Annotated in this window: 24 protein-coding genes, 1 pseudogene and 1 riboswitch; of the genes and pseudogenes, 15 read left to right on the top strand and 10 right to left on the bottom strand. The window is 72.3% G+C overall.

All coding sequences use genetic code 11. From position 1 onward, the window contains the following. Window positions 1-59: 59 nt before the first annotated feature. Window positions 60-1,343, top strand: coding sequence for a citrate synthase (locus AFR_RS27090; RefSeq protein ID WP_023364564.1), 1,284 nt, complete (start codon window positions 60-62; stop codon window positions 1,341-1,343). A 31-nt stretch (window positions 1,344-1,374) separates the two neighbouring features. Here AFR_RS27090 and AFR_RS27085 read toward each other — a convergent pair whose 3' ends face one another. Next, window positions 1,375-2,625 carry a glycosyltransferase gene (locus AFR_RS27085; protein WP_023364561.1) on the bottom strand — a complete coding sequence of 417 codons (1,251 nt, stop codon included), beginning with the start codon at window positions 2,623-2,625 and terminating at the stop codon, window positions 1,375-1,377. A 58-nt stretch (window positions 2,626-2,683) separates the two neighbouring features. On the opposite strand from AFR_RS27085, the gene AFR_RS27080 reads away from it, so the two are divergent. From AFR_RS27080 to AFR_RS27045, 8 genes are all read left to right on the top strand, one after another. Further along, on the top strand, window positions 2,684-2,989 hold the full coding sequence (locus AFR_RS27080; RefSeq protein WP_023364559.1) for an ArsR/SmtB family transcription factor: 306 nt from the start codon (window positions 2,684-2,686) through the stop codon (window positions 2,987-2,989). After that, window positions 2,986-3,507, top strand: a complete 522-nt coding sequence (locus AFR_RS27075; RefSeq protein ID WP_023364556.1) for an SRPBCC family protein — start codon at window positions 2,986-2,988, stop codon at window positions 3,505-3,507. Before AFR_RS27080 ends, AFR_RS27075 begins: the two co-directional genes overlap by 4 nt. A gap of 56 nt (window positions 3,508-3,563) precedes the next feature. Continuing rightward, window positions 3,564-4,061 carry a SigE family RNA polymerase sigma factor gene (locus AFR_RS27070; protein WP_023364554.1) on the top strand — a complete coding sequence of 166 codons (498 nt, stop codon included), beginning with the start codon at window positions 3,564-3,566 and terminating at the stop codon, window positions 4,059-4,061. Then, window positions 4,058-5,368, top strand: a complete 1,311-nt coding sequence (locus AFR_RS27065) for a hypothetical protein (protein WP_023364553.1) — start codon at window positions 4,058-4,060, stop codon at window positions 5,366-5,368. Before AFR_RS27070 ends, AFR_RS27065 begins: the two co-directional genes overlap by 4 nt. Window positions 5,369-5,417: 49 nt before the next feature. Next, window positions 5,418-6,989 carry a gluconokinase gene (locus AFR_RS27060; protein ID WP_023364551.1) on the top strand — a complete coding sequence of 524 codons (1,572 nt, stop codon included), beginning with the start codon at window positions 5,418-5,420 and terminating at the stop codon, window positions 6,987-6,989. 426 nt (window positions 6,990-7,415) lie between these two features. After that, a riboswitch (cobalamin riboswitch) is annotated at window positions 7,416-7,546 on the top strand. A gap of 31 nt (window positions 7,547-7,577) precedes the next feature. Beyond that, window positions 7,578-9,656 carry a VWA domain-containing protein gene (locus tag AFR_RS27055; RefSeq protein WP_041841168.1) on the top strand — a complete coding sequence of 693 codons (2,079 nt, stop codon included), beginning with the start codon at window positions 7,578-7,580 and terminating at the stop codon, window positions 9,654-9,656. A gap of 43 nt (window positions 9,657-9,699) precedes the next feature. Beyond that, window positions 9,700-10,299 carry a cob(I)yrinic acid a,c-diamide adenosyltransferase gene (cobO, locus tag AFR_RS27050; RefSeq protein ID WP_023364547.1) on the top strand — a complete coding sequence of 200 codons (600 nt, stop codon included), beginning with the start codon at window positions 9,700-9,702 and terminating at the stop codon, window positions 10,297-10,299. Then, entirely contained in the window at window positions 10,293-11,651 is a 1,359-nt protein-coding gene (locus AFR_RS27045) for a cobyrinic acid a,c-diamide synthase CobB (RefSeq protein ID WP_023364546.1), read from the top strand. Before cobO ends, AFR_RS27045 begins: the two co-directional genes overlap by 7 nt. On the opposite strand, the gene AFR_RS27040 is transcribed toward AFR_RS27045, so the two are convergent. Continuing rightward, window positions 11,641-12,282 (bottom strand): TetR/AcrR family transcriptional regulator, encoded by a 642-nt coding sequence (locus tag AFR_RS27040; protein WP_023364543.1) that lies wholly within the window; start codon window positions 12,280-12,282, stop codon window positions 11,641-11,643. The genes AFR_RS27045 and AFR_RS27040 overlap by 11 nt on opposite strands. A 56-nt stretch (window positions 12,283-12,338) precedes the next feature. Here AFR_RS27040 and AFR_RS27035 point away from each other — a divergent pair, with 56 nt between their 5' ends. The 3 genes from AFR_RS27035 to AFR_RS27025 are packed head-to-tail and all read left to right on the top strand — an operon-like array spanning window position 12,339 to window position 13,878. Continuing rightward, window positions 12,339-12,635: a hypothetical protein gene (locus AFR_RS27035; protein ID WP_023364542.1), complete on the top strand. Its 297-nt coding sequence runs from the start codon at window positions 12,339-12,341 to the stop codon at window positions 12,633-12,635. 1 nt (window position 12,636) lies between these two features. Further along, window positions 12,637-13,482, top strand: a complete 846-nt coding sequence (locus AFR_RS27030) for a class I SAM-dependent methyltransferase (protein WP_023364540.1) — start codon at window positions 12,637-12,639, stop codon at window positions 13,480-13,482. Window positions 13,483-13,494: 12 nt separating this feature from the next. Then, complete coding sequence (locus tag AFR_RS27025; protein ID WP_041842763.1) at window positions 13,495-13,878, top strand: cobalamin biosynthesis protein; 384 nt, start codon at window positions 13,495-13,497, stop codon at window positions 13,876-13,878. Here AFR_RS27025 and AFR_RS27020 read toward each other — a convergent pair. Together AFR_RS27020 and AFR_RS27015 are read right to left on the bottom strand one after the other, a co-directional pair. Beyond that, window positions 13,865-14,416 carry an isochorismatase family protein gene (locus tag AFR_RS27020; protein WP_023364535.1) on the bottom strand — a complete coding sequence of 184 codons (552 nt, stop codon included), beginning with the start codon at window positions 14,414-14,416 and terminating at the stop codon, window positions 13,865-13,867. The two genes, AFR_RS27025 and AFR_RS27020, sit on opposite strands and share 14 nt — an antisense overlap. Window positions 14,417-14,481: 65 nt before the next feature. Then, window positions 14,482-14,709: pseudogene (locus tag AFR_RS27015) on the bottom strand (helix-turn-helix domain-containing protein); the annotation flags it as partial. Between the two features lie 111 nt (window positions 14,710-14,820). Between AFR_RS27015 and AFR_RS27010 the strand changes: the two are divergent. Next, the gene (locus AFR_RS27010) at window positions 14,821-16,869 is read left to right on the top strand and encodes a sensor histidine kinase (protein ID WP_023364530.1); all 2,049 of its coding nucleotides are present in this window, start codon (window positions 14,821-14,823) and stop codon (window positions 16,867-16,869) included. After that, complete coding sequence (locus tag AFR_RS27005; protein WP_023364528.1) at window positions 16,862-17,560, top strand: response regulator transcription factor; 699 nt, start codon at window positions 16,862-16,864, stop codon at window positions 17,558-17,560. Before AFR_RS27010 ends, AFR_RS27005 begins: the two co-directional genes overlap by 8 nt. Here AFR_RS27005 and AFR_RS27000 read toward each other — a convergent pair. The 5 genes from AFR_RS27000 to AFR_RS26980 form a co-directional block, all read right to left on the bottom strand. Continuing rightward, window positions 17,557-17,925 carry a PPOX class F420-dependent oxidoreductase gene (locus AFR_RS27000; protein WP_023364526.1) on the bottom strand — a complete coding sequence of 123 codons (369 nt, stop codon included), beginning with the start codon at window positions 17,923-17,925 and terminating at the stop codon, window positions 17,557-17,559. The genes AFR_RS27005 and AFR_RS27000 overlap by 4 nt on opposite strands. Further along, a complete protein-coding gene (locus AFR_RS46255) occupies window positions 17,922-18,551 on the bottom strand; it encodes a hypothetical protein (protein WP_023364524.1) in 630 nt (209 codons plus the stop codon). Before AFR_RS46255 ends, AFR_RS27000 begins: the two co-directional genes overlap by 4 nt. Then, a complete protein-coding gene (locus tag AFR_RS46250) occupies window positions 18,548-18,916 on the bottom strand; it encodes a hypothetical protein (RefSeq protein ID WP_023364522.1) in 369 nt (122 codons plus the stop codon). Before AFR_RS46250 ends, AFR_RS46255 begins: the two co-directional genes overlap by 4 nt. 68 nt (window positions 18,917-18,984) lie before the next feature. Continuing rightward, the gene (locus AFR_RS26985) at window positions 18,985-19,551 is read right to left on the bottom strand and encodes a GNAT family N-acetyltransferase (protein ID WP_041842761.1); all 567 of its coding nucleotides are present in this window, start codon (window positions 19,549-19,551) and stop codon (window positions 18,985-18,987) included. 5 nt (window positions 19,552-19,556) lie between these two features. Then, complete coding sequence (locus AFR_RS26980) at window positions 19,557-21,032, bottom strand: glutamate-cysteine ligase family protein (RefSeq protein WP_023364519.1); 1,476 nt, start codon at window positions 21,030-21,032, stop codon at window positions 19,557-19,559. 91 nt (window positions 21,033-21,123) lie between these two features. On the opposite strand from AFR_RS26980, the gene AFR_RS26975 reads away from it, so the two are divergent. Continuing rightward, complete coding sequence (locus tag AFR_RS26975) at window positions 21,124-21,450, top strand: DUF3817 domain-containing protein (protein WP_023364516.1); 327 nt, start codon at window positions 21,124-21,126, stop codon at window positions 21,448-21,450. Here the strand turns inward: AFR_RS26975 and AFR_RS26970 are convergent. Next, window positions 21,413-22,261 (bottom strand): alpha/beta fold hydrolase, encoded by an 849-nt coding sequence (locus AFR_RS26970; protein WP_023364514.1) that lies wholly within the window; start codon window positions 22,259-22,261, stop codon window positions 21,413-21,415. The two genes, AFR_RS26975 and AFR_RS26970, sit on opposite strands and share 38 nt — an antisense overlap. Window positions 22,262-22,320 lie beyond the last annotated feature (59 nt).

The following is a 22,320-nucleotide window of genomic DNA, read 5'->3' as shown; positions in this document are numbered from 1 at the left end:
AGGGTTTACGGTGAACGGCAGGTTATTGGCGACATCTGCCGGTGAAGTGAGGGAAATACATGACGGATGTCAAGCTCGACCACCCCGGTGGCCAATTGTCCATGCCGGTCCGCGAGGCGGTCGAGGGTCCAGGCGGCATCGATGTCAGCGCGCTGCTGAAGGAGACCGGATACGTCACCCTGGACCAGGGCTTCGTCAACACGGCTTCCTGCGCGTCGGCGATCACCTACATCGACGGTGACGCCGGCATCCTGCGCTATCGGGGCTTCCCGATCGAGCAGCTCGCGGGCAAGGCCTCGTTCCTCGAGGTCTCCTACCTGCTGATCCACGACAAGCTGCCGACCCCGGCCGAGCTGGCCGAGTTCGGCGACAAGATCCGGGTGCACACGCTGCTGCAGGAGGAGATGCGCGCCTTCTTCTCCGGCTTCCCCCGTGACGCGCACCCGATGGCGGTGCTCTCCTCGGCCGTCACCGCGCTCTCGACGTTCTACCAGGACGCGCTCGACCCGGCGGATCCCGAGCAGGTCGAGATCTCCGGGATTCGGCTCATGGCGAAGCTTCCGACCATCGCGGCGTACGCGTACAAGAAGTCGATCGGTCACCCGCTGCCGTACCCCGACAACTCGCTCGACTACGTCGAGAACTTCCTCCGCATGACGTTCGGCCTGCCCACCGTGAACTACGAGGTGGACCCGACGCTGGCGAAGGTGCTCGACATGCTCTTCGTGCTGCACGCCGACCACGAGCAGAACTGCTCCACGTCGACCGTGCGGCTGGTGGGTTCGGCGCAGGCCAACCTGTTCGCGTCGGTCTCGTCGGGCATCAACGCCCTGTCGGGCCCGCTGCACGGTGGCGCCAACTCCGCGGTGCTGGAGATGCTCGAGGGCATCCGCGCCGACGGCGGCGACGTGGACGCGTTCGTGCGCCGCGTCAAGGCCAAGGAGAAGGGCGTGAAGCTCATGGGCTTCGGGCACCGGGTCTACAAGAACTACGACCCGCGCGCCGCCATCGTCAAGAAGGCCGTCCAGGACGTCATCTCCACGATGGACCGGCCGGACCCGCTGCTCGAGATCGCCCTGAAGCTCGAGGAGATCGCCCTCGCGGACGACTACTTCGTCTCCCGCAAGCTGTACCCGAACGTCGACTTCTACACCGGCCTGATCTACAAGGCCATGGGGTTCCCGACGAAGATGTTCACGGTGCTGTTCGCGCTCGGCCGGCTCCCCGGCTGGATCGCGCAGTGGGGCGAGATGATGGCCGACCCGACCACCAAGATCGGCCGCCCGCGCCAGCTCTACACGGGCGAGGCCGAGCGTCAGTTCGTCCCGATCACCGAGCGCTGATCGGTTTTCCGCCGGCAGCCGTCCTCCTGATTCAGGAGGACGGCTGCTGTGTTTTCAGCCAGGCGATAATTCGGGCGGCGCCGTCCTCGGTCCTGAGCGCCGCCGCGACCTCCTGCGCCCGGGCCGCGTGCCGCGGGTCCGTCGTCGCCGCGCGGAGGGCACCGGCCAGGCGGTCCGCCGTCAGCCGCGGCAACGGTACGCCCGCAGGCGCGACCCCGAGCTCCCGCAGGCGCCGCGCCCAGAACGGCTGATCCGCCAGCACCGGGACGGGCACCGCCGGCACTCCCGCCCGCAGCCCGGCCGCGGTGGTGCCCGCGCCGGAGTGGTGCACCACGGCCGCCATCCGCGGGAAGAGCCAGTCGTGCGGCATCGGGCCCACGCTGAGCACGTCCGGGCCGCCCGCCACCGTCAGCCCCGACCAGCCGGCCTGCACGATCGCGCGGACACCGGCCTTGGTCACCGCTTCCAGCACCGGCGCCGCGAGGCGCTCGCCGCGTCCCGCCGCCATGCTGCCGAAGCCGATGAACACCGGTGCCGGGCCGGCGGCCAGGAAGGCTTCCACCTCGCGGGGTGGCGTCCAGCCCGACGGTCGCTCCGGCCACCAGTAGCCGACCACCTCCTGCGAGGCGGGCCAGTCGGCCGGACGCGGCACGACCGTCGGGCTGAAGCCGTGGAACGTGGGCCACCGGTGCTGTTGTGCGCGTTGCAGCGCCGCCATGCCGCGCTGCGGCAGCCCGAGCCGGCGGCGCAGATCGCGGACCGGGCGGGCGTAGAGCGGGTGCGCCGCCGACTCCAGGAAGCGCCCGGTGAGCCGGTTGCCGAGCCGGCCGAGCGGTCGCCCGCCGATCAGCACCGGCCCGAAGTCGCCGGTCGGGAAGACCGGTTGCAGGAACACCCCGGCCCACGGGATGCCGGCGGCCTCGGCGACCTGGTAGCCCAGCGGGGCGACCACCGTGGACAGCAGCATCGCGTCGGGCCGGGTCTGCTCGACGGCGCGCACGATGCCGTCGCCCAGTTCGGCGACCAGCGGGCGGGCGATGCGCATCAGCCGCAGCAGCGCCCGCGGTCCGGTGCCGGAACCGGAGCCGTCCTGGCCCCGGGCCTGCGGCAGGATCTCGCGCAGGTCGCCGGGCAGCGGCACGAACGGCAGCTCCACGGTGTCCCGGAACGGTTCGTGGGTGGCCAGGGTGACCTCGTGCCCGGCCTCGCGCAGCCGGGCGCCGAGCCCGGTGTAGGGCGCCACGTCGCCCGTCGAGCCGGACGTCACGATCAGCACCCGCATGCGATGATCATAGCTACATGCCTTGACGGTTATATAACCGCGGTGGCATGGTCAGTGGGTGCCTGTCGACGCCATCGCCGTGCTCGCCGAGCCGACCCGCCGCCGCATCCTCGACGAGCTCCGCCTCGCCGACAGCAGCGTCAGCCGGCTCGTCGAGACGCTCGCCATGAGCCAGCCCGCCGTCTCCAAACACCTGAAAGTGCTGCGGGAGGCCGGGTTCGTGTCCAGCCGCACCTCCGCGCAGCAGCGGATCTACTCCCTCGAACCGGAGCAGTTCCGGGCCCTCGACGCGTGGCTCGCGCCGTACCGGCGTCTGTGGAACAGGCACCTCGACGCCCTGGAACGCCACCTGGAGGAATCATGAGCGACCTCGAGTCCGGCCCGGCCCGCGACGCGACCGTCGAGCCCGACGGCGCTCGGTGGGCCCTGATCTTCGTCCGCGATCTGCGGCACCCGCCGGCCAAGGTCTGGGCCGCCCTGACCGATCCCGGACGCCTCGACCAGTGGGCGCCTTTTGCCGCGGCGCGCGACCTGTCGGTCACCGGCGACACGACCCTGGCGATGGTCGACGGTCCTGATCGGACAGACCTGCCCGCCACCGTACGCCGTGCCGACGCCCCCGAGGTCCTCGAATACACCTGGGGTGACGACCTGCTGCGCTGGGAGCTGGAACCGATCCCCGAAGGCACCCGGCTCACGCTGCGGCACGTCTTCGAGCACCGCGACGAGGTCCCGATGTTCGCCGCCGGATGGCACCTCTGCGCCGCGGTGCTCACCCGCCTCCTCGACGGCCACCCGGTCGGCGTCATCCGCGGCCGCGACGCCATGAGCCACGGCTGGGAGACGCTCCGGGACGCGTACGCGAAAGAACTCGCCCGGTAGCAACCTTTCCCCGTCCGCCGGTGTCAGGCACATTGACGGGCGGGGAGAGGGCGGGGATGCGCGACGGATTCGACGACTTCGTACGAAGTCGCAGCACCGGGCTGCTCCGCGTCGCCTACCTGCTCACCGGTGACCGGCACACCGCCGAGGACCTCGTGCAGGAAGTCCTCGAGCAGATGTACGTGAAGTGGCGGCGCATCCAGGGCGCCCCCGAGGCGTACGCCCGGCGCGCGCTGGTCAACCGGTCCACCAACCGGTGGCGCAGCCGCGGCCGGCGCCCCGAGGCGCCGCTGGCCCACCACGACGTCGCCGAACCGGACCACAGCGAGCACATCGTCGTCCGCGACGCGGTTGTCGAGGCGCTGCGCACCCTGCCACCGCGGCAACGGGCCGCCGTGATCCTGCGCTACCTGGACGACCTGCCGATCGCGGAGGTCGCCCGGGCGCTCGACTGTTCCGAGGGCAACGTGAAGAGCAACGCCTCACGCGGCCTCGAACGCCTGCGCACAGTCCTCGCCCCCGTCACCGCCACGACCGAAGGGGGAGCGCGATGACCGACACCGACATCCGTACGGCACTGGAACGCGCCACCGGCGACCTGTCCTCGCCGCCCGACCTGCTCGAGCGGGTCCGCGCCGGCGGGCACCGCCGTGTCGTCCGCCGCCGCGCGGTGCTCGGCGCCGGACTCGCCACGGTCGTCGCCGGATCGGCCGCGGGTGTGGGCCTGTCCAGGGACCACGGCGACCGGCGGGCACCGGTGGCCTCACCGCTGCTGGACGGTCCGACGCGGGGTGACCTGCGGGAGGACACCGCCTATCTGGACAGCGTCCGTGCGGCCTGGCGTGACCACGTCGGCAGCAAGCGCCTGGTCGGCGAGCCGAAGGTCGTCTGGGCCGGGACAGCCCCGCACGACAGCCGCGCCGCGGTCGTCGCGCAGCGGGTGCGGGAGGAGGTCGCGTCGCCGATCGGGCAGATCGACTACGGCATGATCGGCTTCGTCGAGCAGACACCGGCCGGCCCGGTGGTCATCTCCCTCGAACAGATGCTCACCCTGGCGTCGAACTCCGCGGTCGCCCTGCTCGGCCCCGACCGCGACGTCGTGATGATCCTCGACGACGGCCGCGACGCCCGGTACTCCCCGAGCCTCACCTACGACGCCGGCGGCCGGATCAGGCGTACCTTCACCGCACCGGACTTCCGGGCCCACGACGGCGTCTTCTTCGCTACGGCCGGCAAGCAGAACACCTCGGTCCAGATCGCCGTCCGCGCCGGCCGCCGCGACGGCGCCGGCAGCCTCGCCGTCGGCCTGGCCAACCAGTCCGCGCTGATCGAGGCGGCCGGCGGCGGGCGTCCGGGCTCCGGGTGGTCCGGCTCCGAACGCCTCGACCGCCGGCTGCCGGGCCGCGACCGCGCCTGGCCCGCCGACGCGGACCTCGACCGTGACGGTCTCGGCCCGTGGGACCTCTCCACCCGCGAGGGGTACGCGGACACGTACGGCTACTGGATCACCCCCGCAGTCGACACCTGGCTCATCCGGGGCGCGACCGCCGACCGCCGCCGCTTCGTCGTGCAGACGCTGACGGCACCCGACGGCCGCAGCCGCGTCTTCCTGCAGCTGGAGACCCCCGACGCGGTCCTGAACGGCTTCACCGATCCCGGCGCGGCCCTGACCCTGCAGGTGCGGCTTCCCGACAGGCAAGGTGTGGTGGTCGCGGCCGGCAACGCGACTCTGCGTTACCGGACCCGGGCCGGTGGCTGGCTGCCGGTCACGGGTGACGCGGCGCTGCTGCCGGACGCTGCCCGCGAGGTCGAAGTGACCCGGGCGGGTGCGCGCCCGGTGCTGGTGCCGTTGCGCGGTTAGGGTGATTCTCCAGTGGCCCACCGGCCGTCATCGACCAGGGAGGGTCTGCATGGACGTCGTCATCGGCATCGACACCGGAACCACCGCGACAAAAGCGATCGCCGCCGGCCCCGCCGGTGAGGTCCGGGCCATGACGAGCGTGCACTATCCCCTCTCGGTCCCCGGGCCGGGCCAGGCCGAACTCGACCCGGACAAGCTCCGCGACGCGGCGATCGAAGCCCTCGTCACGGTGGCCAAGGAGTCCGCCGCACAGGGCGACCGGGTCATCGCCATCGGCCTGAGCGCCTTCCTGCACGGCCTCGCCCCGATGGACGCGAACGGCGCCCCGCTCGGCCCCCTGATCACCTGGGCCGACAACCGCGCCTCCGGCCAGGCCGACGAGATCAACGCCGCCGGTCGTGCCAAAGGCCTCCAGGCCAGGACGGGCACCCCGGTCCACCCGATGTCACCCCTCGCCAAGCTGACCTGGTGGAACGCGAACGACCCGGCGAAGGTGCGCGACACCCCGCGCTGGGGCGGCGTCAAGGAAGTGGTCCTGGCCGGACTCGCCGCCGAGGGTTTCCTCCTCGACCTGTCCCTGGCCTCCGGCACCGGCATGTACGACATCCACGAACGCCACTGGGACCCCGAGGCCCTGTCACTGACCGGCGTCCGCGAGAACCAGCTCGCCGAGGTCGTCCCGACCACCCACCGGCTGCGCCTGCGCCCCGAGGTGGCCTCCGCCGCCGGCCTGCCCCCGGAAATCCCCCTGATCATCGGCGCGGCCGACGGCCCCCTCGCCAACCTCGGCGTCGGCGCCACCCCCGCGGGCGTCGCGGCTGTCTCCCTCGGCACCAGCGGCGCCCTGCGCACGATCGTCAACGGCCCCACCGCGGACAATGCCGGCCGCTTGTTCTGCTACGCCCTCACCGAGGAACACTGGGTCGTCGGCGGCGCGATCAACAACGCCGGGTCGGTGGTCCGCTGGGCCGGGGAGACCTTCGCCGGCAGCTTCGACCGCCCGGCCGCCGAGGGCGAGGACGCCGACGTCCGCGACGCCGCCCTCCTCGTCGAAGCCGCCGAGATCGCCGCCGGCAGCGAAGGCCTCCTCTGCCTCCCGTACCTCCTCGGCGAACGAGCCCCCTGGTGGCGCGGCGGCATGCGCGGCGCCTACCTGGGCCTCCGCCGCGAACACGGCCGCGCCCACCTCGTCCGAGCCGCCGTCGAAGGCGTCTGCCAGCAACTGGCCCTGGTCCGCGACACCTTCGCCGACGAGGGCATCGCCATGACCGAGGTCCGCGCCACCGGCGGCGCGGTGGCCTCGGAACTCTGGGTCGGCATCCTCGCCTCAGCCCTCGACCTCCCCGTAGCCGTCGCCGAAACCCCGGAAGGCACAGCCCTGGGCGCCTGCCTCCTCGCCCGCCACGCCCTCGGCGAACTCCCGGACCTGGACCAGGCCGCAGCCATGATCGGCATCAACGACCACACCCGCCCGGACGAGTCGGACGCCGCCCTCTACCGCCGCCTCCGCCCCCTGGTCGAACGCTCAGCCCTCGCCGTCACCGACGTCCTCACCGAACTCGACAAGATCGCCCCCGAACCCCTCCCCGGCACCGAAAAAGCCGTCCCCAACCCCACCTGACCCACGACCACTGCCTGGCCGCCCAACCACCGCTGCGCGCCCGCCTGCCAGGCCTCGCTTGCGGGCGCGGTTGGTCCGTGCGACCGCCTTGCCTCACCCTCGACCGGTCCGCGGCGCCGGTTGGTTGCTGACCGGTCGGGTCTTTCTGAGCGGGTGGCATCGGCAGACAGGGCTGATGCCGGCCGCTGGGCGGCAGCCGCGAACGTCGGCTGGGTCTGTCGGGCCCGGTTGCTCTGCGCTGATGGCGGACCCGGGCGAGCGAGCGGCCGGGGTTCGGGGCTGGTCTGGGAGCACGGAGCCGGCAAACGGCGGGAGCGACGGTCTGTACCCGGCACGGACCTACGACATGACCTTCAAGATTTTGATCGTCATCAGTAGCGGCCGGCCGAAGTCGTGAGTATCCCCACCCCCACGTTGACGGGGTGGTGGGGGTGAGAAAGAGTGGCTCGCGAGCGGCAGTGGAGGAACCCGGTGGGAGACCGGGACGGTCCCGCCACTGTGACCGGGGGTTCACGCCCCTGGAAGTCAGGAGACTCCGGCCGCTCGCACCTTCTGCACGTGGGCGCGGACCCGCGGAAAGGACCGGGCGTGACGCCGTACCCGTTCTCTGCTGTCGTCGGACTTGACGATTTGCGGCTTGCGCTGTTGTTGACTGCTGTTTCGCCCGCTGTCGGCGGGGTGCTCGTGCGTGGGGAGAAGGGCACGGCGAAGTCGACCGTGGTCCGGGCGCTGGCTTCGTTGCTTCCCGAGGTTGATGTGGTGCGGGGGTGCCGGTTCGCCTGTGATCCTGCCGCGCCCGACCCGGGGTGTCCTGATGGGCCGCACGAGCCGGGGGCGCCGCACGGGCATCGGCCGGCGACGCTGGTCGAGTTGCCGGTCGGGGCCACCGAGGATCGGGTGGTCGGGACGCTGGACATTCAGCGGGCGCTGGCCGACGGGGTGAAGGCTTACGAGCCGGGTCTGCTCGCCGCCGCGCACCGGGGTGCGCTGTATGTCGACGAGGTCAATCTGCTGCCGGATCACCTGGTGGACCTGCTGCTGGACGCGGCCGCCATGGGGCGTGCCCACGTCGAGCGGGACGGTGTGTCGGTCAAGCATGCGGCGCGGTTCCTGCTGGTGGGGACGATGAACCCCGAAGAGGGTGAGCCTCGGCCGCAGCTCGTCGACCGGTTCGGCCTCGTTGTCACCGTGTCGGCGCCGCGGGATGCCAAGTTGCGGGCCGAGGTGGTGCGGCGGCGGCTGGCGTACGAGGCGGGGCCGGATGCTTTTGCGGCGCGGTTCGCGGCTGACGAGACCGCGCTGGCTGCGCGGATCCTGGCGGCTCGTGAGGCGGTGCCGTCGGTGCTGCTGCCCGACACCGAGCTGGACCGCATCGCCCGGGTCTGCCTGGCCTACGGGGTCGACGGGATGCGCGCGGACATCGTGGTCGCCCGCTGTGCGGTGGCACTGGCGGCCTGGCACGGACGCGACCGGGTCACCGCCGACGACATCCGTGACGCGGCCCGCCTGGCTCTGCCGCACCGGCGCCGCAAGGACCCGCTCGACCCGCCCGGTACGGACGAGGAGCGCCTCGAAGAAGCCCTCGACCAGGCCGGCATGGACGACGATCCGGACGACGACCCGCAGCCGCCGTCGGGCGGCCCGGACGACAACGGCCCCGACTCCGGCGGTGGCCCCGACAGCAACGGGACCCCGGACAGCAGCAACCGCCCGCAAAGCAGCGGAGGCCCGAACAGCAGCGGCCCGGACAGCAGCGGCCCGGACAGCGGCAACGGCCCGGACGGCAGCAGCAGCCCGGACAGCAGTAACGCCTCCGAGCGTGGCGACGACTCCCGATCGAGTGACGGCACCCCGAAAGAGGGGCAAGCGTCCGGGGGTGCCGCGGCGGTCCAGGCCGGTGCCGCCTACCGCCCGCGGGCTCTGCGGATCGCCGCCCGTGGCGAGGGCGGTCACGCCGGTCGTCGGTCACCGGCTTTCGCCCGGCGGGGCCGTGTGGTCGGCTCCCGCATTCCGCGCGGCAAGCTCGCCGGAGCACCTCACCTCCCCGCGACCCTCCGCGCCGCCATTCACCGTGGGGCGCTGACGGCGGGCGCGCAGGTGGTGCAGCCGCGGGATCTGCGGGAGGCCGTGCACGTCGGGCGTGAGGCCAACCTGGTGCTTTTTGTCGTCGACGCCTCCGGTTCGATGGCGGCGCGCAAGCGGATGACCGTCGTGAAGACGGCTGTGCTCTCGTTGCTGCGCGACGCCTATCAGCGGCGGGACCGCGTCGGGATGATCACTTTCCGGGGCCGGACGGCGGAGCAGGTGCTGCCGCCCACGTCCAGTCACGAGGTGGGGGTGCTGCGGCTCGCGAGTCTGCGGACCGGTGGGCGTACCCCCCTCGCCGCCGGGCTGCGGGCCGCGGCCGCGACCATCGCGATCGAGCGGCGGCGGGATCCTCGCCGTCGCCCGCTGCTGATCGTCGTCACCGACGGGCGGGCTACCAGCGGGCCCGATCCGGCACTGGTCGCGCCGGCCCTGGCCGGCGTGGCCGCGGTGGTGGTCGATTGTGAGTCGGGGCCGATCCGGCTGGGTCTGGCCCGTCGCCTCGCCGCCGCACTCGAAGCGGACGTGATGCCGCTCGACGCCCTGGCCGCGGGCAACACACCGATCGGGAAGGCTGCCTGATGCTGCAAATGCACCGCACCGCACCGATGAGGAAGGCAGCCTGATGCCGCAGGGACAGGTCACCACCGTGCCGCAGGACGGGCTCACCACCCGGCAGCGGCGGCGCCAGGCCGTGCTGGCTGTCCACACCGGACACGGCAAGGGCAAGTCGACGGCCGCGTTCGGGATGGCGTTGCGTGCGTGGAGTGCGGGCTGGCCGATCGGGGTCTTCCAGTTCGTGAAGTCCGAGAAGTGGCGTGTCGGCGAGGAGGCCGCCCTCAAGGCCCTGGGCCAGACCGGCGGCGCGACCGTCGCCTGGCACAAGATGGGTGAGGGCTGGTCCTGGATCCAGCGGGCGGGCACCGAGCGGGACCACGCCGCCGAGGCCGCCGAGGGCTGGGCGCAGATCAAGCGGGACCTGGCCGCCGAGACGCACCGGTTCTACGTGCTCGACGAGTTCACGTACCCGATGAAGTGGGGCTGGGTCGACGTCGCGGACGTCGTCGCGACCCTCGCCGACCGGCCCGGCACCCAGCACGTGGTGATCACCGGCCGGGACGCGCACCCGGATCTGCTCGCCGCGGCCGATCTGGTCACCGAGATGACGAAGGTCAAGCATCCGATGGACGCGGGTCGCAAGGGTCAGCAGGGCATCGAATGGTGAGCATCCCGCGTGTTGTCATCGCAGCGCCGGCGTCGGGACACGGGAAGACCACGGTGGCCACCGGGCTGCTGGCCGCCTTTGCCGCCCGGGGTCTGAAGGTCGCGCCGTTCAAGGTCGGGCCGGACTACATCGACCCGGGTTACCACTCGCTCGCGGCGGGCCGCCCGGGCCGCAACCTCGACCCGGTCATGGTCGGCGAGGAGCTGATCGGCCCGCTGTTCGCGCACGGTTCGGCCGGCACCGACCTGGCGGTGGTCGAGGGTGTGATGGGCCTCTACGACGGGCGTACCGGGGCGGGTGACACCGGCTCGACCGCCCACGTCGCCGGTCTGCTCGACGCGCCGGTCATCCTCGTGGTCGACGCCGCTGCGCAGGGCCGGTCGGTGGCCGCGCTGGTGCACGGCTTCCGCAGCTTCGGTTCGGTGCGCCTGGCCGGTGTCATCCTCAACCGGGTCGGGTCGGACCGTCACGAGGCGATCCTCCGCGAGGCCTGCGAGGAGGTCGGCACCCCGGTCCTGGGGGCGATGCGCCGCGCCGACGCGGTGGCCGCCCCCTCCCGCCACCTCGGGTTGGTCCCCGCCGCCGAACGCCGATCCGAGGCCCTCGCCTCGGTGTCCGCCCTCGCGTCGCTGGTCACGGCCTCGGTGGACCTCGACGCCGTGCTCGCCGTGGCCCGTTCCGCGCCGTCGCTGCCGGTGACACCGTGGACCCCGATCGCCCCCGACCCGGTGCCGGGCCGTCCGATCGTTGCGATCGCGGGTGGTCCGGCTTTCACCTTCGCGTACGCGGAAACGGCCGAACTCCTCGCCGGAGCGGGAGCGGAAGTCGTGACCGTGGACCCGCTCCGCGACGAGAAGCTGCCGGACGGCACCCGTGCCCTGGTCGTCGGCGGAGGCTTCCCCGAGGTGTACGCCGCGGAGCTCTCGGCCAACGAGCCGCTCCGCCTCGCCGTCGCCTCCCTGGCCGCGGTGGGCCTGCCGATCGTGGCCGAGTGTGCGGGCCTGCTGTGGCTCTGCCGCACCCTGGACGACGCCCCGATGTGTGGTGTCCTCGACGCGGATGCCGCCATGACGCCGACCCTGACCCTCGGTTACCGCGATGCGGTCGCCCTGACCGACAGTCCGCTCTACCGCGCGGGCTCGCGCATCACCGGGCACGAGTTCCACCGCACGACCGTCCACCCGCGGTCGGGCCTGCTGCTGGAACCGGCCGGGGGAGCGGCCTGGGCCTGGCGTGGAGCCGACCCGGAAGGCTTCGCCACGCCGACGTTGCAGGCGTCCTACCTGCACCTGCACTGGGCGGCCGACCCGGGGATCGCCCGCCGGCTGGTCGCGCAGGCGGCTACGGCCTGACGAGGACCGCGCCGGCGACGCTGTCGACGTACCACTGCTGGAAGCGTTCGGCCGGCCAGCCGCGTTCGCGGACCAGCCAGTCGTAGTTGCGCACGTCCTGGGCCAGCCAGAGCACGTCGGTGACCTCGCCGGCGCTCAGCTCGGGTCGCAGCTCACCGGTCGCGGCCAGGTCCGCGGCGAACATCGTCATGCCGTGCCGCCGGTCGTCGAGGTTCTTGCGCCAGATGGCCGCGGCGTCGGCGTCGGCGGTGGCCGCACCGGCCAGCGCGAGCATGACCTGCGCCTGCCGCGCATGGGTCTCGGTGAGGTGCCGCGCAAACCGGCCGAGCTTCTCCCGGGCCCCGGTCAGCGCCCGGATCTCCGCCGTGAAAGGCCTGTCGGGTACGGCCACAGGCGTGTCGTCCCCCGCGACGGTGACGTCGATCAGGTCGGACAGCAGCTGCCGCTTGGTGCCGAAGACGGCGTAGAGCGTCTGTACCGACACGCCGGCCTCGGCGGCCACGGTGGTGAGCGGGGTGGCCGCGTAACCCGGGTCGACGAAGAGCCGGGCCGCCGCGTCCAGGATGGCCCGCCGTGTCCGCCGCGCCTGCTCCTGTCGCCGGGCCGACGCGTAAGGCCTGGTTCCGGTCACGGGTGGAGTGTAGTAACGTTTTCGCTAGAGCTTCACTCTAGCGAAAGTTGGTCGCGATGCCGTTCGGTGTGGTGCAGGAGATGCCCGGAGTCAGCGAAGCCGAATATCGCCAGGTGGAGAAGCATCTCGGCCCGGACCGGCCGCCGGGTCTGCTGGCCCACGTCGCCGGTCCCACCACCACCGGTGGCTGGCGGATCATCAACGTGTGGGCGGACGAGGCCGCGTTCCGCACGTTCCAGTCCGAACGCCTCGTCCGTGCCGCGGGCCTGGCCGCCCAGGAGGACGGCTTCGACCCGGCGAAGGCGGCCCACTTCAGCTCCGTCAGCGTCGACGGCGCCGAGATGCCGTTCTGAGATGGCGACCACGACAGCCCTGCGCGCCCGCAACGCGGACTTCTGGGCCCGGGCCGCGCCGGGCTGGATCGCCCACGCCGATCACCACGACGACTGGAGCCGCCCACTGGGCGCTCCGGCCCTCGATCGGCTGAGCATCGGACCGCGTGAGCGGGTGCTGGACGCCGGCTGTGGCTGTGGTGGCACGACCGCGGACCTGGCCCGGGCGGTCGGTGCTGCGGGCTACGCCGTCGGTGTTGACCTCTCCGAGGAGATGGTTGCCGCCGCCCGGCGCCGGCACCCGGGCGTGGAGTTCGTGGCCGGCGACCTCGAGACGATGAAGGTGGTGCGCGGCGCGCCGTTCGACGCGGCGTACTCGTGCATGGCGTTGATGCTGCCCGCCGACCCGGTCGCGGTCCTCACGACCGTCATGAACTCGTTGCATCCGGGCGGCCGCCTCGCCGCGACGGTGTTCCGCGAGCAGTCCACCGTGCCGTGGCTGCCGGCCGCGGTGCTCGGCGCCGCCGCGCACGTGGGCGCCCTGCCGCCTCTGCCGGTCGGCGACGAGCCCGGCCCGTTTGCGCTCGCGGACCCCGCGCGGACGCGGAAAGCGCTGACGGCCGCCGGCTTCGACACCATCGCCATCGAGCCGCGGGACGTCGTCCTCGAGACCCCCGACGACCCGGACGCGGTGACCTCCTGGCTGATCGGGATCGGCCCGGCCGGCGCCGCCTACCGCGAGGCGCCACCGGAGGCGCAGGCGGCGGCCCGGTCGGGCGCGGCCCGCCTGCTGAGCCGATTCCGGACACCCGGTGTCGGCTATCGTCTGCCCACCGGCATCTGGCTGATCACGGCCGAGTGTGCCTGACCGGGGGTGACCGTGACGGGACTGCTGGTCCTGGGCCTCGGCGCCCGCTCGGCCACGCCTGCGGCCGACGTCGAAGCCGGAGTCAGCGCCGCATTGGTGCAGGCGGGAGTGCTTCCTGCGGCCATTACGGTCCTGGCCACCCTGGACCGCCGCGCGGCCGAGCCGGGCCCCCGGGTTTTGGCCGAGCGGCACGGGTGGCGGATCGTCGGCTACACCGCCGAGGAACTGGCCGCCGTCGACGTCCCGCACCCGTCGGAGACGGTGGCCCGTCGGAGCGGCACCGCGTCCGTCGCGGAGGCGGCTGCACTGCTGGCCGCCGGGCCGGGCGCCTCGCTGGTGCTGCCCAAGCGTGTCGTCGGGGGCATCACCGTCGCGATGGCCCTCAGCCGAAACTGACGTTCTTGGTCTCCACCGTGCCGGCCACCCGACCGGGTGCCTTGTGGCCGTCCCAGTAGAGGTTGGTGTGGGCGATGACCTTGTCCGGGGGTGGCGCGCCCCACTCGGAGAGATCCTCCGTGGTGTGAGCGTCGCTGACCAGGATCGTGTCGTATCCGCGGACGAGCGCGCCGTGGAGGGTCGAGCGGATGCACTCGTCGGTCTGGGCGCCGGTGACGATGAGACGGCCCACGCCGAGGCCGGCCAGGACGGTCTCGAGCTCGGTCTCCTCGAACGAGTCGGCCCACGCCTTGTCGATGTGCTGGTCGGCGTCCTCCGGGCTGAGCTCGGGAACGACCTGCCAGGGCTCGGTGCCTTTCACCAGCACGTCGTCGAACTGCTGCACCCAGACCACGGGAACGTTCTCCGCGCGGGCCTTGCTGACCAGGCTGCCGATGTTGGCGACGACCGCGTCACGCTCGTGTGTGCTCGCGACGACGCGGTTCTGCACGTCGACGATGACAAGTGCGGTGTTCGGCCGGTCCTGCAGCGTTGTCACACGGTCACCTTCAGGCGGGAGCGGGCGCAGATCATCATGCGGACGCGAGGACGCTGCGGGCCCTTGCGCAGCAGCTCGGAGCGCACCTGCTCGAGGAGGTCGGTGAGGGGCAGCCCGAGTGCCCGGCAGATGCCGGCCAGGATCTCCGACGAGACCTCCTTGCGGCCCCGCTCGATCTCCGACAGGTAGGCCAGGGAGACCCCCGCGGCCTCGGCGACGTCCTGCAGTGTGCGGCCCTGCTGCAGACGCAGGCGGCGCAGCACGATCCCGATGGCCGACCGGAGCAACGACATGCCGACCAGTCTAGGGTCTGTCCGGCGTCCCGGGGTCGTTCCGGTTGCCCGCAGGCCGGCCGGGGGTTGTCCTGGTGTGCCGGACCCGCCCGGCGGTCCAGACTGAGGGACATGCGCGGGGTCCCGGCGGTGTTCGCGGTGGCGGGTGGGGTTGCCCTCGCTGCCGCGGTCGTGCTGCGCCTCGCGGCCGGTGATCCGGGGGCGGCCGGCTGGACGATCGTCGGACCGGGTCCCTTCTACGCCGCCGGGCTCTACGCGGTGGTGCGGCGCCCGGCCGAGCGGACCGGGTCGTGGATGCTCATCTGCGGGGCGCTCTTCGCGATCGAAGGTGTGCTGGGCGGTTCGGTGCTGCCGCTGATCGCGGACCGGTCGTGGGCCTGGCTGGTGGTCCTGCTGCGTCAGGCGGCCGAGGTCGGCAGCGTCGTCGCCGGTACGGCTCTGATCGGGCTGTTCCCCGCGGGGCGGATCCGGCGTACCGGTGAGCGGTGGGTCCTGTGGTGTGTCGCCGGGATCGGTGCCGGGCTGGTGGTGCTGTCCGCGATGTCGTGGCCGACGTTGTCCGCCGGGACGTTCCGGCCGCCGCTGTACCCCGTGGTCAGCCCGATCTATGTCGAGGCCCTGGCGCCGGTGGGACCGGTGGCGGGACTGGCGTCGAAGGCGTTCTTCGCGTCGACCCTGCTCGGCGTGGGGATGCTGTACCTCCGCTACCGCACCGCACCGCCCGCCGACCGGCGGCGGGTGCGCTGGCTGCTCCTGGGCTGCGGCAGCGCCCTGGTGCTGTGGCTCGCCCTGGCCGCGGTCGTCTCGGCGGCGCCGGCAGCCTCCTTCGCGGTCGCCGTCGCGGTGCTGTGGCCGCTCACGGTCGTGCTGATCCTGGGCTCGTTCCTGCTCGGTGTGTCCGGCGACGGCGTGCTCGACATCGACCGGCCGGCCCGCCGGCGGCTGGTCTACCGGCTGCTCTGGCTCCTGATCGCGGCGGTCTACACGATCGCGGCCGCCGCGGCCGGGGTGGTGGCGAGCCGGTACCTGTCGATCGGGCCGGCGGTGCTGCTGGCGACCACGGCGGCGCTGGCGTTCCAGCCGGTGCGGCGGCGGCTCGAACGGCTCGCGGACCGGTGGGTGTTCGGCGCCCGGCTCGACGGGTACGCCGTGCTCACCCGGTTCGGCGCGGTCCTGGAGTCGACCCCCGCGCCCGCACGGCTGCTGCCCGACCTCGCCGACGCCATCAGGCAGGGCCTCGACCTGCGGTGGGTACGCGTACGCCTGGATCTCTCCACCGGGGTGGCGGGAGACGACGACGGCGGTGACCCGGAGCTGGTCGTGCCGCTGACCTACGCCGGCACCGGCCTGGGTGTGATCGAGTGCGGTCCGCGCCGGGACGGGCAGCTGCTGGACGAGGACCGCCGCCTGCTCGGGCACCTCGCCGGTCAGGCCGCGACCGTGGTCCACGCCGCGCACCTGAGCACCGAGCTCACCGAGCGCATGACGGTCATCCGGGAGCAGACGGCGGAGCTCGCCGCCTCACGGGCCCGGGTGGCGCAGGCCCGGGACGCCGAACGGCGGCGCCTGCAGCGGGATCTGCACGACGGTGTGCAGCAGGATCTGGTGGTGCTGTCCGCGAAGGTCGCCCTGACCCGGGAGCGGCTGCGCCGCGGCGACGAGAGGGCCGGCGCTTCCCTGGCCGAGGTGCAGACGGATCTGACCGCCCTGCTGGGGTCGCTGCGCGACTTCGCGCACGCCATACACCCACCCGTCCTGGCTGACCGGGGTCTGCTCGAGGCGGTCGAGGCCACAGCGTCCCGGCTGCCCCTCGAAGTGGTGATCGAGGCGGACGCGGCCCTGCGGGGTGTGCGCTACCCGCCGCCGATCGAGGCGGCCGGCTGGTACGTGGTGGCGGAGGCGCTGACCAATGTCGTGAAGCACGCGAACGCCGCCCGCGTCGTCATCGGCCTGCGGGAGTCCGGCGGCTCCCTCGTCGTGCGGGTCGGCGACGACGGGCGGGGCTTCGACCTCGACGCGCCGCGCGGACTCGGCCTGACCGGGCTCGCCGACCGGGTGTCCATCGTGAATGGGACGATGCGGGTCGACAGCGATCCGGCGCGGGGCACGACCGTCACCGCGGACCTCCCGGTACGCGACGAGGAGGCCGGTGATGACTGAGCCGATGCGGCTGGTCCTCGCCGACGACAACTACCTCGTCCGCGAGGGCACCCGAAGGCTGCTGGAGGACTCGGGCGAGGTCGTCGTGGTGGCGGCGGTCGGCTCGGCGGCGGAACTCCTCGATGCCGTACGCCGCCTGCGGCCGGAGGCGGTGCTCACCGACATCCGCATGCCGGTCTCCGGTGACATCGGGCAGTCCTCGATGGAGGGCATCGACGCGGCCCACACGATCCGGGCGACCGACCCGCACGTCGGGGTGCTCATCCTGTCCCAGTACGCGGAGGAGTCCTACGCGTTCGAGCTCTTCCGCAACGGGACCGCGGGTCTGGCGTACCTGCTCAAGGACCGGGTCGGTGACCTGGACCAGCTGCTGGCGGCGCTGCGGGCGGTCATCGCCGGTGGCTCGGTCATCGACCCGCAGGTCGTCGACGCGCTGGTGACCCGCCGCGCCCGGCTGCGGGAGTCGCCGCTGGCCCGCCTGACCGGGCGCGAGCTGGAGGTGCTGCGCGAGATGGCCCAGGGCCGCGGCAACGCGGGCATCGCGGCCCGGCTGTCGCTGTCGGAGTCGTCGGTGGAGAAGTACGTCAACACGATCTTCGCCAAGCTGGCCCTGACCGGTGAGCAGCACGTCCACCGCCGCGTCGCGGCCGTCCTGACCTTCCTCCGCGACGCGGGTCTCCACACCCCTTAGCTCAGACGGATCTCGACGCCCACCATCGGGTGGCGGCGCAGCCGGGTTTCGTAGAAGTGCACCAGCCGGGCCAGGTGGTGCCGTGCTTCCTTGATGCGGACCGCGCGGCGGTGACCGTCACCGAGGAGGATCGTGGCGATGCCGGCGTGCTCGGGCCCGGTCAGGCGTCCGGCCTTGTCGCAGGCGGCGATCGTCACCCGGGGGTTGTTCCGGATCCGTTTCACCTTCCCGCTGTCGGCCAGGGTGGTGGTGTAGACCACCTCGCCGTCGACGGCGTGCCAGACCGGGGTCGGCACCGGGGTGCCGTCACGGCGGTAGGTGGTCACGCACAGGAACTCGGCGTCGGCGATCCCGGCGGGCATCATCGGGCAGCCACGCTGTGCTGAAAAGAGGGGGAGCGGTCGTGGCGGATCAGCGCGACGCCGAGCACGCCCCACAGCACCATCCACGCCACCAGCGCCAGCCGGCCGGCGACCATCGGACCCATCACCCCGGGCAGCACCACCACGAACACCGCGACTCCACAGATCAGGACGAGGTACCGGGCGTGACCGGCGAGCCCGCGGGCCCGGACGACCGCAACGCCGGCCATGACCAGGCCGACCCCGATGAGGATCGTCGACACCCCGTAGCCGGCCTCCAGCCGGTCGGTGGCGGTGGTCGGATAGGCGGAGTCCGCGAGGGCGTACGCGCCGACCTCGCAACCGGTCAGGACGGCCAGCCCGGCGACGGTCGTCGTGATGCCCGCCCGGCCGAGGCGGGTGCCGCCGGTGGCACCCGCCCACACCAGACCGAGGACGCCGATGAGAAGCAGCACGTGGCTGACCGCGAAGGACGCCTCGGCCAGCCGGTGCGCACCCGGCGACAGGGGATAGCTGAACCGGTCGGGTGTCACGGCCGGTGTCACGAAGACCAGAGCCAGACCGCCGGCGGCGCCGATCGCCGCACCGAGCACGCACAACAGACCGGCGTATCCGGTCCGGCCTCTCATGACCGTGCCGCCTGCACGGAACGGCGTCGCAGCGTGCCGGCCGTCAGGAAGAGGCCCACCACGCTGAGCACGATCGACAGCGCGATGATCACGCAGACCCACAGCGGTGCGCCGAGGCCGAACGCCGGCAGGCCGAGGGCGGTCGCGACGACCCGGGCGGCCACGGCGGTCAGCAGCCCGGCGCGGCTGCCGGACCACGCCACCGCGGCCCCGATCATGGACAGCAGGCCCAGACCGGCGGCGAGGAGGATGACCCCGACGGGCGCCGGGGCCGACGAGTTGAGCGCGAACAGCTGGAGGACGTCCAGCAGCCCGGCGGTCGCGAACGCCGCCAGGCCCAGCTTGAACGGTGCGGAGATTGTCATACACCGACGCTAGGAAACTCCGCCCGTGGGGACGACCAGGCTGACCGCAGCTTCGCCTGAGGACAACCTCAGGTGCCGGCGGTCCGGGCGTGCAGGTGCATGTCGTGCCAGCCGTCCGGGTGCAGGGCCTGACTGCGCAGGGTTCCTTCGTACGCGTACCCGGCGCGCTCGGCGACCCGGCAGGAGGCCTCGTTGGCTGTCGAGTGGCGGACCTCGATGCGGTGCAGCCCGAGGATCGAGAAGGCCCAGCCGGTGAGGACCTCGAGCGCCCCCGCGGCGATGCGCCGGCCACGGGCCTCGGGCAGCACCCAGTACGAGATCTCGGCCTGCCCCTCGGCGAGGTCGATCGTCCGGAGGCTGATCTGCCCCAGGACACGATCGTCCGCGACGGCCCAGCCGGCGCCGGTCTCCTGCCGCCACCGGTCGGGCCAGGAACGGATCCAGGTCAGCGACTCGTCGGCCGTCATCGACCGCGCGTGCCACCGCTGGATGCCCTCGTCGGCGTACGCCGCCGCCACCACGCGGGCGTCCGCGATCTGCCACGGCCGCAGCATGAAACCCACCCCGGCGAGCAGGGGCTGATCGAGGCGGGCCAGCGTGCCGGCGGCGACGACGGGGGAGACGAGTCGGGGCACGCGGGTCAGCCGACCGGCCACTCGTGGACGGGGACGTTCTCGTGCATCGGCGGGAGGTACCGGCGCAGCATCTCGTGCAGCGCACCCTGCCTGTCCATGCCCTCACCCTCGAGGGCGTGCAGCGTGTCGACCTGCCACGTCGCGCCGTTGCGGCCGGTGAGGCAGCGCTGCTCGATGATGCCCAGCAGGCGGTCCCGTTCGCCGGGGGAGACGCCCCACTTGTCGAGGCCCTCCTTGGCCAGCGGGAGCAGCCGGCGCAGGACGAGCTCGGAGACGGGCACGTACCCCAGCCCGGGCCAGAAGACCGACGCGGCGATCCCGTGCCGGGCGCACGAGTGGAAGTTCTCCTCCGCCGCGCTGAACGACATCTGGGTCCAGATCGGACGCTCGGCCTCGGCCAGCATTCGCACCAGGCCGTAGTAGAAGGCGCCGTTGGCCACCGTGTCGACCACCGTGGGCCCGGCCGGGAGCACACGATTTTCCACGCGCAGGTGCGGGCGGCCCTTCACGACCGCGTAGATCGGCCTGTTCCAGCGGTAGACCGTGCCGTTGTGCAGGCGCAGCTCGGACAGCTGAGGGATGTCGCCGCTCTCCAGGATCTGCTCCGGATCGTCGTCCTCGCAGATCGGCAGCAGAGCGGGGAAGTAGCGGACGTTCTCCTCGAACAGGTCGAAGACCGAGGTGATCCAGCGTTCGCCGAACCACACCCGGGGGCGGACACCCTGGGCGCGGATCTCCTCCGAGCGGGTGTCGGTGGCCTGCTCGAACAGCGGGATCCGGGTCTCGCGCCACAGTTCGCGGCCGAACAGCAGCGGGGAGTTCGCCCCGAGCGCCACCTGGATGCCGGAGATCACCTGGGCGGCGTTCCAGTACGCCGCGAACTGGTCGGGGCTGACCTGCAGGTGGAACTGGGTACTGGTGCAGGCCGCCTCGGGCGCGATCGTGTCGGTGGTGACCGCCAGCCGGTCGATGCCGTCGATCCGGATGTCGAGGTCCTCGCCGCGGGCCGCGAAGATCTGCTCGTTGAGCAGCTTGTACCGCGGGTTCGCCGACAGCGCGTCGGCGGTCATGTGCTCCTTGCGCAGCGTCGGCAGGATGCCGATCATCGCCATGTGCGCGCCGACACTGCGGGCGTGCTCCTCGGCGTTGTTGAGGCTGGCCCGCAGTTCGCGTTCGAGGTCGGCGTTCTCCTCGCCGGCGAGCCGCCGCGGCGCCACGTTTATCTCGACGTTGAACTGGCCCAGCTCGGTCTGGAAGTCCGGATCCGCGATGGCCGCGAGCACCTCGGCATTGCGCATCAACGGATCCGCGTTGTCGTCGACCAGGTTGAGCTCGATCTCCATGCCGGTCATCGGCCGTTCGAAGTCGAACCGTGAGTCCCGCAGCATCGTCGCGAAGACGTCGAGACTGCGCCTGATCTTCTGCCGGTACTGCGATCTGTCCTCGCGGGTGAATGTCCTCTGGTCGACCTCTTCGCCCACCGCGCACCGCCCCTTCGCCAGCACCTATGATCTCCTGGTCAGCCCTTCGGCGCACCAGGAGAACGCGTCGAAACACCCGAGAGGTTTCCGCGTGCGCCGCATACCTGCCCTCTTTGCCGCCGTCGCAATCGCCGAGGCCTGCAGCTGGGCGGCTCTGCTCGTCGGCATGTTCTTCAAGTACGTGGTGGTGCACAACGAGATCGGCGTCCAGATCGCGGGACCGATCCACGGCGCCTTCTTCATGGCGTACCTCGCGGTCACGGTGATCCAGGCGCGCCTCGCGGGCTGGAAGTGGTGGGTCACGCTCGTCGCCCTGGCCTGCTCGATCCCGCCTTTCGCCACGATCGTCTTCGAGCGCTGGGCTCGCTCCCGCGGCCTGATCAGGATCGCCGCAGCAGAGCCCGCAACGCAGTCGTGAGCGCCTGAGGGTTCTCCTCGGCCATGTGGTGACCGCTGTCGATCGCCACACCCTCGACATCGGCGGCCCAGTCCCGCCAGATGGACAACGGATCGCCGTAGAGCTCCTCCATGTCGTCCCGGGTCGACCACGCGAACAGCGTCGGGCACGTGATGATGCGGCCCTCGGCCCAGTCGGCGTCGTCAGCCTCCCGGTCCGCGCGCAGCCCGGCCCGGTAGTCGCAACACATCGCGTGCACGGTTTCCGGGTCGTAGATCGCCTCGCGCTCCTCGGGCGGCACGGAGTCGCCGAGTCCGTACCACGCTTCCGGATCTGCGTTGATGACCCGTTCCGCCGGCTTCGCCGTCTGGCCCAGGAAGAACCAGTGCCACCACAGCTGCGCAAACCGGCTCCCGGCCCGCGACAGCGCTTCGCCGATCGGTACGCCGTCCAGCACGGCGAGGTGGCTGACCGCGTACGGGTGGTCCAGCGCGAGCCGCATCGCCACGTAACACCCGCGGTCGTGCCCGGCCACGGCGAAGCGGGAGTGGCCCAGCTCCGTCATCAGCGCCACGATGTCACCGGCCATGGCCCGCTTGGAGTAGCCGCTGAAGTCCTCACCCGCCGGCGGTTTGGACGACCGTCCGTAACCGCGCAGGTCCGGGCAGACCACCGTGTGGTCCGCCGCCAGGTCCGCCGCGACATGCTGCCAGGTGACATGGGTACGCGGGTGGCCGTGCAGCAGCACGACGGGCGGGCCGCTGCCGCCGTGCCGTACCCGCAGGGTCGCCGCGCCGACGTCGATGTGGTCCAGGTCGAAGCCCTCGAACATGATCGTTGCGTTACCCAGCCTTTACAGAACGAAGCAACAGATCGAGACTGATCGTTGTC

The sequence above is a fragment of the Amorphoplanes friuliensis DSM 7358 genome (assembly GCF_000494755.1).
GTDB lineage: Bacteria > Actinomycetota > Actinomycetes > Mycobacteriales > Micromonosporaceae > Actinoplanes > Actinoplanes friuliensis.
Note: the sequence above shows the minus strand (reverse complement) of the source record. Positions and strands in the feature narration are given on the sequence as shown.